At 31.3% G+C, this 12,122-nt stretch carries 18 protein-coding genes; 3 read left to right on the top strand and 15 right to left on the bottom strand.

Annotated elements, in window-relative coordinates; translation table 11 throughout:
• The first annotated feature begins 8 nt into the window (after window positions 1-8).
• A complete protein-coding gene (locus tag ACUUYC_RS11310) occupies window positions 9-1,109 on the top strand; it encodes a DUF4407 domain-containing protein (RefSeq protein WP_474265940.1) in 1,101 nt (366 codons plus the stop codon).
• A gap of 5 nt (window positions 1,110-1,114) precedes the next feature.
• Here ACUUYC_RS11310 and ACUUYC_RS11305 read toward each other — a convergent pair whose 3' ends face one another.
• The 10 genes from ACUUYC_RS11305 to ACUUYC_RS11260 all read right to left on the bottom strand — a co-directional run bounded on the left by ACUUYC_RS11305 (window position 1,115) and on the right by ACUUYC_RS11260 (window position 7,243).
• Window positions 1,115-1,339 (bottom strand): hypothetical protein, encoded by a 225-nt coding sequence (locus ACUUYC_RS11305; protein WP_474265939.1) that lies wholly within the window; start codon window positions 1,337-1,339, stop codon window positions 1,115-1,117.
• Between the two features lie 126 nt (window positions 1,340-1,465).
• Window positions 1,466-2,182, bottom strand: a complete 717-nt coding sequence (locus tag ACUUYC_RS11300; RefSeq protein WP_474265938.1) for a LytR/AlgR family response regulator transcription factor — start codon at window positions 2,180-2,182, stop codon at window positions 1,466-1,468.
• 12 nt (window positions 2,183-2,194) lie between these two features.
• Window positions 2,195-2,518, bottom strand: coding sequence for an Hpt domain-containing protein (locus ACUUYC_RS11295; protein ID WP_474265937.1), 324 nt, complete (start codon window positions 2,516-2,518; stop codon window positions 2,195-2,197).
• Window position 2,519: 1 nt separating this feature from the next.
• Window positions 2,520-4,583: a PAS domain-containing sensor histidine kinase gene (locus ACUUYC_RS11290; protein ID WP_474265936.1), complete on the bottom strand. Its 2,064-nt coding sequence runs from the start codon at window positions 4,581-4,583 to the stop codon at window positions 2,520-2,522.
• A 149-nt stretch (window positions 4,584-4,732) separates the two neighbouring features.
• Window positions 4,733-5,146, bottom strand: a complete 414-nt coding sequence (locus ACUUYC_RS11285) for a response regulator (protein ID WP_474266377.1) — start codon at window positions 5,144-5,146, stop codon at window positions 4,733-4,735.
• Window positions 5,147-5,295: 149 nt separating this feature from the next.
• The gene (locus ACUUYC_RS11280) at window positions 5,296-5,559 is read right to left on the bottom strand and encodes a DUF1272 domain-containing protein (RefSeq protein ID WP_474266376.1); all 264 of its coding nucleotides are present in this window, start codon (window positions 5,557-5,559) and stop codon (window positions 5,296-5,298) included.
• Between the two features lie 25 nt (window positions 5,560-5,584).
• Window positions 5,585-5,953: an MmcQ/YjbR family DNA-binding protein gene (locus tag ACUUYC_RS11275; RefSeq protein ID WP_474265935.1), complete on the bottom strand. Its 369-nt coding sequence runs from the start codon at window positions 5,951-5,953 to the stop codon at window positions 5,585-5,587.
• A gap of 56 nt (window positions 5,954-6,009) precedes the next feature.
• On the bottom strand, window positions 6,010-6,144 hold the full coding sequence (locus ACUUYC_RS11270) for a hypothetical protein (protein WP_474265934.1): 135 nt from the start codon (window positions 6,142-6,144) through the stop codon (window positions 6,010-6,012).
• Window positions 6,145-6,257: 113 nt separating this feature from the next.
• Window positions 6,258-6,872 (bottom strand): DUF4230 domain-containing protein, encoded by a 615-nt coding sequence (locus tag ACUUYC_RS11265; RefSeq protein ID WP_474265932.1) that lies wholly within the window; start codon window positions 6,870-6,872, stop codon window positions 6,258-6,260.
• Window positions 6,873-6,985: 113 nt separating this feature from the next.
• On the bottom strand, window positions 6,986-7,243 hold the full coding sequence (locus tag ACUUYC_RS11260; protein ID WP_474265930.1) for a hypothetical protein: 258 nt from the start codon (window positions 7,241-7,243) through the stop codon (window positions 6,986-6,988).
• A gap of 191 nt (window positions 7,244-7,434) precedes the next feature.
• On the opposite strand from ACUUYC_RS11260, the gene ACUUYC_RS11255 reads away from it, so the two are divergent.
• A complete protein-coding gene (locus tag ACUUYC_RS11255) occupies window positions 7,435-7,776 on the top strand; it encodes a hypothetical protein (RefSeq protein WP_474265929.1) in 342 nt (113 codons plus the stop codon).
• 264 nt (window positions 7,777-8,040) lie between these two features.
• A complete protein-coding gene (locus ACUUYC_RS11250; RefSeq protein WP_474265928.1) occupies window positions 8,041-8,385 on the top strand; it encodes a hypothetical protein in 345 nt (114 codons plus the stop codon).
• Here ACUUYC_RS11250 and ACUUYC_RS11245 read toward each other — a convergent pair whose 3' ends face one another.
• The 5 genes from ACUUYC_RS11245 to ruvC form a co-directional block, all read right to left on the bottom strand.
• Window positions 8,386-9,135: a cyclase family protein gene (locus ACUUYC_RS11245; RefSeq protein WP_474265927.1), complete on the bottom strand. Its 750-nt coding sequence runs from the start codon at window positions 9,133-9,135 to the stop codon at window positions 8,386-8,388.
• 47 nt (window positions 9,136-9,182) lie between these two features.
• Window positions 9,183-10,307, bottom strand: a complete 1,125-nt coding sequence (gene hemW / locus ACUUYC_RS11240; RefSeq protein WP_474265925.1) for a radical SAM family heme chaperone HemW — start codon at window positions 10,305-10,307, stop codon at window positions 9,183-9,185.
• A gap of 6 nt (window positions 10,308-10,313) precedes the next feature.
• Window positions 10,314-11,054, bottom strand: a complete 741-nt coding sequence (locus ACUUYC_RS11235; RefSeq protein ID WP_474265923.1) for a DUF3667 domain-containing protein — start codon at window positions 11,052-11,054, stop codon at window positions 10,314-10,316.
• A gap of 10 nt (window positions 11,055-11,064) precedes the next feature.
• Complete coding sequence (locus tag ACUUYC_RS11230; protein ID WP_474265921.1) at window positions 11,065-11,355, bottom strand: hypothetical protein; 291 nt, start codon at window positions 11,353-11,355, stop codon at window positions 11,065-11,067.
• Between the two features lie 63 nt (window positions 11,356-11,418).
• Window positions 11,419-11,973, bottom strand: a complete 555-nt coding sequence (gene ruvC / locus ACUUYC_RS11225) for a crossover junction endodeoxyribonuclease RuvC (protein WP_474265919.1) — start codon at window positions 11,971-11,973, stop codon at window positions 11,419-11,421.
• Window positions 11,974-12,122 lie beyond the last annotated feature (149 nt).

Raw genomic sequence — 12,122 nt, 5'->3', positions numbered from 1 at the left:
ACTTTCTTATGTTAAAACAATTTTTCCTCGTTTGTTCGGGCGTAGACCTCAACTTGGTACGTGACTGTAGCGATGGCGAACAAACTAAATATGCCGGAATTGGCGCTACCGTATTTTTTACTGCATTAATGGCTTTTATTGCAAGCAGTTATGCTTTATACACTGTTTTTGATAATCCGTTTGCCGCTGTTGGATTTGGACTTGTCTGGGGATTATTGATCTTTAATTTAGATCGTTTTATTGTATCTACACTTCGAAAACGAGAAAATAAATTTGATGAAATTCTACAAGCAACACCACGAATTATTTTAGCAGTGATTATTGCCATTGTTATTTCCAAACCATTGGAATTAAAAATATTTGAAAAAGAAATCAATCAAGTTTTATTGGAGCAGAAGAATGAACTCACACTTGCCAATAAAACACAAATAGCACAACAATTTACACCTGAAATTGAAGAAATTAAAGGTGAGATTACACAGTTAAAAAACAATGTTGTTTCCAAAGAAAAAGAAGTAAACGACTTGTATGACACTTATATTGCAGAGGCAGAAGGACGCAAAGGAACTGAATTACTCGGAAAAGGTCCTGTTTATAAAGAGAAAAGAGAAAAACATGATGCTGCTTTACAAGAACTCCAAACGTTACGTACAGAAACAAATGACAAGCTTGCGGCAAAAGAGTTAGCTGTTGCTGATTTGATTGTATTACAAAAAGAACAAGAAGCCACTACGCAGCCTATTATTGACGGTTTTGACGGATTAATGGCACGTGTAAATGCTTTAGGAGAACTGCCTTGGCTTCCTTCCTTTTTTATCTTCTTATTATTCCTAGCGGTAGAAACGTCACCGATTTTCGCAAAACTATTTACCTCAAAAGGCGAGTATGATTTGAAACTGCAAGATGCTGAAGATGCTGTAAAAATTTGGGTAGATCAGAAAGTGCATCAAAGAAAGACGTTGCTACAAACCGATATGGCTTTAAACAATAAAGTATATACTGATATTGCGGAGGAAGATGAGTTGTACACACACAAACGAAATAAAGCACGTGAATTGATGAAATTACAAGCAGATGCTTTTTTCAATTTACAGAAGAAACAATTTTAAAACAATTATATAGTCATACTTTTTAAATGTCGAATCATTCGCTGCTGAGCTTTTGCTTGCGCAATTTGTAAACTTTTGGCAAATTCGCTTTCAGAAACTGCATGAAAAAGCATTTCACCGTTTTTGTAAACGATCCACCAATATTTGCTGTCTTGGATATATTCTGCTTTTAAATGATAGCCATCTTCAGTGATGACTTCTTTATATTTTTTATCTCCTTTCCATCTCATTTTTACAATAGGCTATTTTTGGGAATGGAAAAAATAAGAAAAATATTGCAAATAATCGAAATTACTGACGTTAAATGTTCTGAAAGTTAGTTAGATAGACATTATCGCCCGATAAGTTGTTCTAAACTACAAAAGGTTCAAACGTTGCATAAGCTCTTTTTTATTTGCTCTACTAACAGGAATTACATCTTGCTTTATCAATACACTATTATCTTCAATATCTACAATTTTTGTAGTATTAATTATATAGGAGCGATGTACTTTTAGGAATAAAGTATTTGGAAGTTTTTCTTCTATTTTTTTAAGTGTAGAATGTACAATATAGTTTTTGTCTTCTGCTTTAATTTTGATGTAATCACCTTTGGCTTCTATAACACAGATATCTGGAATATTTATTTTTACCAAACGACGATCAATGTTTACATATAAGTCATTTCCAACACTTGCCGCATCATCAGAAGCTGAAAGTATTGGCTCTTCAGGTTTTGAAACAGCTCTATCTTTCATACGATCAACCGCTTTTATAAAGCGTTCTGGCGTAATTGGCTTTACTAAATAATCAACTACACAATCGTACTCAAAAGCGTCCAATGCAAAGTTTTTATCAGATGTTGTTAATATAATTTGTGGTGGATCTTTTAAGGTTTGAATAAAATCAAATCCAGAAAATGTAGGCATATGTATATCTAAAAAGATAAGGTCAACCGTTTCAGAATTTAAGTATTTAATAGCATCAATTGCATTATCAAATTCTTCTTCAATAACAAGTTCTTCTATCTTTTTACAGAGCTGTCTAGTAATTGCTCTTGCTGTTGCTTCATCATCAACAATTATACACTTCATAAGTAGGTAGGCTTAAATTTTGGTTAAAAATTCTTCCATGTTTTGCAAAATTTTCATGAAGGTATCATACCCACTTGAATCATCTTTTTTTAATGCTTCTTCAAACGAAACAGCAAACCCATAGCTTTTTTCAAGTCCCAAAATACTAATTTTATGTTTAATCTTATGCACAAGTTCAGCGGAATTTTGATAGTTTTTACGATCTATGCTTTGAACAAAAGCCTCTTTTTCTGTTGGAAGCTCTTTTTTTAAGATTGCAATCATGCTTGCTTCAAATTCTTCATCACCATCGGAAAGCATCTGTATATATGATAAGTTTGGAATATCTAATTGCATATTATTTCTTTATTGTAAAAAAGAATGTGGTTCCTTTTTGCTCTTCTGATTCTAAGTAAATTTCTCCGTTGTAGAGTTCTATAATTTTTTTTACGATAGATAAACCAATTCCTGTTGATTTTCCTTTTTCATCAAGTGTTTGGAATATTTTGAATATTTTATCATGATAATTTTCAGCAATACCTACTCCATTATCAGCTACCGAAAACTTCCAATATTTTTTTTGCTCTTCAAATTTCACCTCTATTCTACCTTCTTCTTTATCAACATAATTAACTGCATTACTGATTAAGTTTTGAAATAATTGTTTGATTCTTGTTTTGTCAGCTTGTATCGTAGGTAATGTATCTGGATATATAAATTTAATATGATCCGGAATATATAAGATAGTTTCAATCTCTTCTAAAACTTCTTTTACAACTACATCTTTTGTAGAAATAACATTTTTATCACTTATGGTAGAATACCGCAATATACCATCAATAAGTGAATCCATTTGTTCTAATTTATTGTTGAGTTTATCAAAAGTTTCGCTAGCATTATCATCCAGTACTTCTTCATAATCTTCTTGAAACCAAGATATTAATGCATTTATACTTCGCAAAGGTGATTTTAAATCATGTGAAACAATATGAGCAAAATCTTGAAGTTCTTTGTTACTTTTCTTTAGAGTTTCAAGTAATTCTTTATTTTGACTTTCAGCTTCAATAGTACGTTCTAAGTTCGCCGTATTTGTAAGTTGAATTGACACTAAATCGGCAACATTTTTTAGTAAACGCAAGTGTTGTTTGGTGAAGAATTTTTTTGCAGAATTTTCAGAATCAATAACTCCAATTACTTCCCCATCTACAAGTATTGGTACTGTAATTTCAGAATATCGTCTTTTGTCATCTACAACATATCGTTCATCTTTACTGGTATCATGAATGAGTTCTGCTTTTCCACTTTCTGCAACATACCCAACCATTCCTTTTCCAAATGGTATAAATATTTTATTGATGATTTCTTTATTTTCATCAACTTTAGCTCCATAACCAGCAATTTGCTCTAGTACTTTATTTTCTTTATTTACAAGATATACAACACAATCTTCAAACTCTAAATCACGTGCAATTACATTTGCTATTTCCCATGCAATATCGTGTATGTTTAGTTTTCCAATAAATGAACGTGTTAAGTTATTGAGCGTATTCAACATTAAACGTCTTTTGTGCTTTTCGGTAATATCTTGCACAAATGCTAATTGATATTTTATACTTCCTGAAGCATCTCTGATTGCAGTAACATTTGTTTTTGACAAAAAAGAAGTTCCGTCTTTGCGTTTGTATTTTTCAGTAAGATCATAACGGTCTATTTCACCCGTAATCATTTGATCGTAATACATTCTAGATTCTTCATGTGCTTCCTGATATGATAAATCTTCCACAGAAACATCAAACAATTCTTCTTCAGTATATTGTGTGAATTTTTGAAATGCTTTGTTCGTTTTAATGATTTTTCGATCTTCAGCTAGTACAATTCCAGCTAACGAATTGTCAACAATCGCAGCTAATTGCTCTTGTTGTTCATCAAATATGGTCGTGCTGAGTTTTGCCTGTGTAATGTCGCGTACAATTCCTTGTGCTGCAATGATGCGGCCTTCTTCATTATATATAAGGCTCGAATTAATTTGAACCCATTTTATTTCTTTCTGTTTTGTGTAAATTCTGGCTTCGTAATTTTCAAAAGAACCATCTTCTATAAGTTTTGCAAAAGAATTCATTGCATATTCAAAGTCCTTCTTATAAATAATATTTAAAACATTGAGTTCTTCTTTTTTGATATCATAACCAAAAAGTTTCACAGCTGCTTCATTCATTTTAATGACATTTCCCATAATATCCATCAAGATAAAAGAGTCGAGAATGTTTTGAAAAACACCATCAAATTCGATCGTTTTTTTCTTCAATGCTTCTTTAACTTCTAAAAGTTCGCCTGTACGGTTTAGCAATATTGCTTCAGCCTTTTCGCGCGCTTTTTTTTCGTTTTGAAGTGCTAGTTTTAGGGTTTGGATTGGGTCTTTCATTAAACGCAAATCTATAATTGATTCGTATTTCGCGTTGAATATACTAAATTCCGTATAATTATCAGACGTTTGACCTAATTAACCGACAAGTTGCACACTTTTGTTGTAAAGCATGTAGTAGTTATAATCTGTTAGAAAAGAAGTGTGATTTAAAAAGTAATTACCTCATTCACCATCCAATAATCGATAACACGTTGAATTTTAACAATGTAATCTTCGTATCGTAATGGCTTAATGATGTAACCTGCAATTCCTAGTTTGTAACTTTCCAACATATCTTTATGATTGTTAGAAGTTGTTACAATAATTGCTGGAATATAACGCAAATGTTCGTCCTGCTTGAGTTCTTTTAAGAATTCAAGTCCATTCATTTTTGGCATGTTTAAATCGAGCAAAATGACGTTTGGAAGCTCTTCCTTTTTTTTCAAAACAGCAAGTGCTTCTTCTCCATTTTTAGCTTCAAGTATACGATGTTTAAAACCGAGCTTTTTTAAAGATCTTTTAAACTTCATCACTTCAATCTCATCATCCTCGATAAATAAAAACGAAAGATTTTCTACCATTGGCGTTAATGTTATATCTCCAATCACAACGTAAATTTCTTGTTTATATGTTAGAATGAAAACAACTTTCGATTAAACTAGATTCTAGATAGGTTGAATGACGTTTTTAGTTAGACTAATGGTTTTGGAAATTATGTGTTTTTCGTCGATTACGTCTTGTTTTTAGTGACGTTCTCATAATGTCTCACTAAATCTGTAGGATTATGAATACGTTTTAAACTTGGCGAATATTTGGCTAACAATCGTTTTGGTCGAATTGGACGTTTGGTAAAATTTCCGCCACAATTTGGACATGTGTTCTTCAAAATTGTCATCACGCATTCTTCACAATATGTACATTCAAATGTACAAATAAATACGTTAGTAGCATCAAAAGGTAAATCTTTGTTACAATGTTCACAATTTGGTTTAATTTCTAAAATCTTTCCTTTTGATGAATTAATAATTTTTCAATTCGGCTTGTTGCTTTTTTGTCATGCCTTTGATTACTAACTCATACGAATGATCAATTAATTGCTGTACAAATTCATTAGAAAGTTCGTTTTGGAATAATTCTATCGTATTCCAATGTTTTTTACTCATATGAAATCCTGGTATGATGCTTTCGTATGTTTCACGAAGTTCTATTGATTTTTCAGGATCACATTTTAGATTTACAGCAGCCAATCCTTGCTCCCATTTTTTTAATGAGGTTAATGCAAACATTTTTCCAAGGACTTTAAATACTAATGTATCTTGATCAAATGGGAAGTGTTCTGTAACAGCAGGTTTTGAAATACAGTAATCACGAAGTAATTCAATATTCATACAATTGATTTGTATACAAGATATAAAAAACCTTTGAAAACGGTAATATGAAGAAATTATTTAGATATTGAATCTGTTTCTGTAGGAGTGTTTTCTTTTTTTGATGTTGCTTCAACCTTTTGAATTGGCGCAATATCCAAACTTACAAGAACATCATTTAGATAGTAAACTACTTTATCAACTATAGTCATCTTTTCTATTCTTTAGAATTTTCAGCAAATATACAACGAGATTCTTTAAGTATTAGTTATCTCAACTTTAAATCAACATAAAATATACGTGATTTTAACAGTATAATTTTGAGTTAGTGTGTTTTTAAATAAGAGAGATCGTCATCAGGAAGTTCCAATTCAGAATAATCTAATTCCCATCCAATCGTTTCTACTATTTTTTCAATGATAAGTATTGCATCTAATGCTTCTTTTTTGGCCGTTTGAAGCAATCCACTTTGTGGAACTTTATCAACAATATGTTGCTTTGCTTCTTTGTTTAATGTTGTTAAATCTTCTGCTCCAAATTTATTCAATAAACCATCTTTTTTGTCGTAATAAGTAAAGTCTGTTTCTACCGTTAAAATTTCAGGTTGTGGAAAATGAAGAATTCGAACTTGTTTTTTTTCTTTGTCTGCTTTCAAACGTAGTTTCTTTAAATCATAACCAACACTGGCTCGTGCTTTGATGACAACAAGCGCTCGTTTTTTACTAGAAATCAATTTTAGAAAGTGTTCTGACTTATCTTCATAGTGATAAATTTCACTAAAGTCACCTTCTACAGTTGTAAGCTTACAAACACTTTTTATTTTATCTAATAATAAGTGCGATTGACGTGTTGTCAATTTTTCAGTTTGTTTTTTCCCTAAGTAATTATAAACAAAATACGAGACAACGCCTCCAAGCAATAGTGCTAAAAATATATCCATACAATGCTAGCATTTACAATAACCATACCTTAGTTATTGAGAAACAAATTTACACTAATTTTATGCAATCGTAAGAAAGGGCTATATTTTGTATTAAAATACCAGTTGATGAATTAAATACCGAGTATTCTATTTCGTTCTTCTACAGTTTCTTTTTCTTCTTCTTGTGTGCGAATGAATAGTACTATAATTGCATTTTCAATGTCTTCATTTTCATTGAGTCCATTAAACACATTCCGAATCATAGAAGATCCATAGGGTTTTCCACTTCTGCTTGTAATTTTCTTTTCTTTTAAGATTTTTAATACACCTTCTGTATAGTGATATCCCAAAATTTCTTTGAGTTTTCTTCTTTGTTCTTTATGGATCATTTCGAGTTCATGAATTAATGCATATATTTACTGATTGTTGCTTTGCTGTTGATTTAATGACGAAATATGCAGCTGACAGTATAATATTACAAACTATTTTCTATAAAATAAAACATTTTGTAGCATAATTTCTAATTATAATGAAAATAATCGACAGAATTATCCTCTTTATTCGACATAAAAACTTGAGCATGCGTGCGTTCGATATCTCTATAGGCGTGGGAAATGGATACACAAGTAAGCAATCAAAATCAGGCGCTTCTGTAGGCAGCGATGTTTTGGAGAGAATAATCGATGTGTATCCAGACTTAAATCCACTTTGGTTAATTTCAGGAAAAGGAGACATGATTCTTAATATTAATACGTCTGAAGAACCACTTCCAAAATACGGAACATCTATTGATGAAATTTTAGAAAACAAAATTAAACGTATCGTTCGCGAACAACTTAAAGAATTTAGTGATAAACTCGAAAACTTCCCAACACTTGATCAAATTAGCAGAGAAATTCAGAAAAATTTAAAAGGGAAATAAGCTGATTTTCATTCTCAAAACTTCTCTAGTTAACATACAGAATACTGCAACTACAGTATAAAACTTATAGCTTTAGTATATATCTAAACGAATTATGTATATTTATAAATTGTTATATTTGTGCTGTTTTACTGTCAGTTAATATAACTTATAGCATATATCAAATCTTATTTTCTATAAAAATAGATTTTTTTATGACCTAATTTCTACATTATGAAAATAATAGATCGAATTGTAAAATTCATAAAACATAAAAATCTGAGCATGCGCGCATTTGATAATTCAATTGGCGTAGGTAATGGTTATACTAGTAAACAAGCTAAAACTAAAGCTTCTGTAGGAAGTGATGTTTTGGAAAGAATTATTGAAAAATATCCTGATTTAAGTCCACTTTGGTTAGTTACAGGTGAAGGAGATATGGTTATTGATCCAAAGAAAATAACAGACGAACCACTTCCTGATTATGGTAATTCTATTGATGAAATTATCGAAAATAAAATAAAGCGTATCGTAGAACAACAGTTTAAGGAGTTTAGTGATAAGCTTGAAAATTTTCCAACACTAGAACAAATAAGTCTAGAAATTCAAAAGAACTTGAAAGGCAAGTAATTACTTTTCAATCTTGTATAAGATTGGTTTACTTGGAGATGCATCATTTTCAAAAGGTGCAATTTGTAAGTTTAAGTAATACGCTCCATCATCAATACTATTTGCAACATAAATAAATTCTGTAATAGTTGCATTGAATCGAATGTTTCCATTTGTATTCCAAAAAGCATTGTGTGCTAATAATTCTCCTCCATCTTTCTCTTTATCAATACTTGGAAGGTCAATCAATAAATGATCAATTCCTTTTTCTCGTAGATATATTGCTGCATCTTCTAATAAATACGGTGGATTTGTATTCGAATATTGCATACTGTTTTTGTCCGTAAAGTTTGGAAGTGTTCTAATAATTATTGCTTCACGTTTTTTATTTCCAATGGCAAATTGCAATTGCTTTTTAGAAATAATAAAGTCTTCACCATGCTTCTCAGGAACTACAGTAATTACCTCAGCATAGAAGAAAAATGTTTTTAAGTGTTTATTTATTGAATGTATTTCTTCTGTAATATGACCAACACATTCTGTATGTGTACCATGCGCGTGTGGATTGAAATGAATGTTGTTAAAGTTCACATCGCCACCTTCTTTTACGCTTCCAACCCATTCATCTGTTCGTACAGGAAAAATTTTAGGTTCGTCCACATACCAAGCATTTACATTGTCTTTTGAAGCATGTAGCGGAATTGAAATATCTAAGGGTTTTGATAAATCAACTTGATGCTTTGTTGTTTTACGTTGTATGGTACAGATCATTTTTACAGGCTTTGGTTTCTCTTCCAAAATTACGTTAAAAAGTTAGATTATACCTTAAAAAAATCTGCAGCAATTCCATCACATAAAAATTTTCCTTTTTGCGTGGTTTTTATGATGTCTGAATCTTGTGTTATTGTTTGTTGTTGCACATGTTCCGTTGCACATTTTAGCGTATGCAATTTGTAAGCTTCTCCAAATTCTTTTTGAATGTAGGATATCGAAATTCCCCAAATCGTTCGCAAACCTGTCATGATGTATTCGTTATATTGATCATCTAACGAAAGTGTTTCTTTGGTTAATGGTAATTTTTCTTGTTGTATGTTTTTGATGTAGATTGCATTGTTAGCTACATTCCAACTTCGTGTTGTTTTGTTAAAAGAATGTGCGCTTGGACCAACTCCAATGTATGTTGCGCCTTTCCAATACGAAGTGTTATGTTTTGAGAAATGATTCGGCTTTCCGAAGTTAGAAATTTCATAATGTACAAATCCTTGTTTGGCTGTTTCGGCTACCAGAACAGTAAAATGTGCTAATGCTTCTTCTTCAGAAATATTTGGATACGTTCCTTGTCGGATAAATTTTTCTAATGCAGTTTTTGGCTCTACTGTAAGTGCATAACTTGATATATGCTTAATTCCGAAGTCAAATGCTATTTGAAGGTTTTCTTTCCATTGTTTCATACTCATATTCGGCACACCGTAAATAAGATCAATGGTGATATTGTCAAAATATTGTGTGGCAATTTCTAAGCATTTTTTGGCTTCATCCGCTTTATGTGCACGATTCATAAGCTGTAAATCATTTTGGAAAAACGATTGAATTCCGATACTTAATCGATTGATTGGAGATGCTGCTAATTCTTTTATTTTTTCTTCAGATAAATCATCTGGGTTTGCTTCTAGCGTAATTTCAGGGGTTTCAACAACAGTATAGTTTTTCTGAACAACCTCTAAAATTTTGTTTAATTCAGCTAATGACAACAAACTCGGTGTTCCACCACCAAAATAAATGGTTTCTAAGGAAGTATTTTTCAATTCATTTTTACGAAGTTGTAATTCTTTCTGAATTGCTTCAAGCATTGTGTCTTTCTTTGCCAATGACGTTGAAAAGTGAAAGTCACAGTAATGACATGCTTGCTTACAAAATGGTATGTGTATATAAATCCCTGCCATTTTACATTAAAAAGATACAATTAATACTGATAATCCAAAACTACAAAGCATGAACATAAATACAGCAAACATATACGCAAAAACACCTTTAAAAAAAGTCTTTATATATGCTTTCTGATAAAGTGAAAGAATCGCATAGATGAAATAAATCAACATGATTAGTAATGGAATCGAACGCAAGTTTAGGGGCAATTTATTTATAAAGTACATAAAACAGGTTACTAGTAAGGTATACATTCCTATTAAGTAAAAAGCAATTGTAAAATATTCTGCTAAAGAGTAGCGCTTCCTAAAAAAAAGCTTCAATGAAAGACCAAGAGAAAACACAAATAAGAATAGAAAGTTTGTGATATTACTGAACATAAATTCACCTGCTTTATACGATAACTTTTCGGTGCTTTCCGAAACACTTTTTAGCATTTCACTTTTTATAGCATCTGAATCTAATAGCGTACTCATTACAACATACAAAACTGTCATGAGTATAAAAAACGGAACTGGTTTATAGTACTTTTTTCGTTTTCCTTGAATAAATTCTCTAAATAGTTTCCCTGGATTTATACATAAATATTTTAATGTGAGTATTAAAGGTGCATCTACAGAAAAAAACATATTTATAATTTCCTGAAACGTTTCTTTAATGGTAATTTTTGAAACCGTTGACTTCTGTCCACATAGTGTGCAATAATTTCCATCAATTGGAACATCGCAATTTTTACAGGTATGAAGCGAAGTCGTTTTAAACATTACATATACGTTAGTTATTTGAGCAACGCACCGCAATACGGATTATGGCAACTATAAAGATGATAACACTTAATGCGATACGCCAACCAGGAACTGATTTTCCGCTTTCATCTACATAGTCACTTTCTGCTACTGCTGCTTGTCGCTCCGCTATTTTTCGTTCTTCTTTTACATCTTTTACAAAATCAGGACATGTAGAGAGAAATGTTGGTTTTTCACTCGTTAATCCACATACAATTCCTTGAGAAGAAGAAAAGGATTTATTTACACATTTTTTACAGAATTCTAATTGGTGACTCATATATTTTGGTTAATGTTAAAAGCGAATCTAACGAAATCATTTAATAATTGTTAAAATTTCAATCTACTTTTTCACTCTTTTTTCATTTTGCTTTACAAAACTTGCCCAACCTGAATAGCTTTTTCCAACTTCTACTCTTCCTTGATTGTAGAAATGACAAACAGCCGCAGCCAAACCGTCCATAGAGTCTAAGTTTTTAGGAAGTGTTTTTAGTCCTAATAAGCTTTGTAGCATTTTGGCAACTTGCTCTTTACTTGCATTTCCATTTCCAGTAATTGCCATTTTTATTTTTTTCGGAGCATATTCCGTTATAGAAACCTCTCGCGATAAACCTGCAGCCATCGCAACTCCTTGCGCACGACCTAGTTTTAGCATTGATTGTACATTTTTTCCAAAGAAAGGTGCCTCAATCGCAATTTCATCTGGATGATATGTATCAATTAACTCAATTGTTCGTTCAAAGATTAATTTTAACTTTAAATAATGATCGCTGTATTTTTGTAATTGAAGTTCATTGAGTTGTAAAAACTGCATGTTCTTCCCTACTACTTTTATCAATCCAAACCCCATAATTGTGGTTCCTGGATCAATTCCTAATATGATTTTTTCTTCCTTCAATTACTTTTTTTAGAATATTTTTTTAAAAACTAATTATTTTTCCTACAAATTTACTAGTTTTACCCTGCATTCAGTTTCGCTCAGTAAAAGTTAATGATTATGTAAATTTATGTAACGAAATGCTTTTCTTTGCAGCATGCGCACTACGG

The sequence above is a fragment of the Kordia sp. E genome, assembly GCF_056033805.1.
This window is presented reverse-complemented; position numbering and strand designations above follow the sequence as displayed.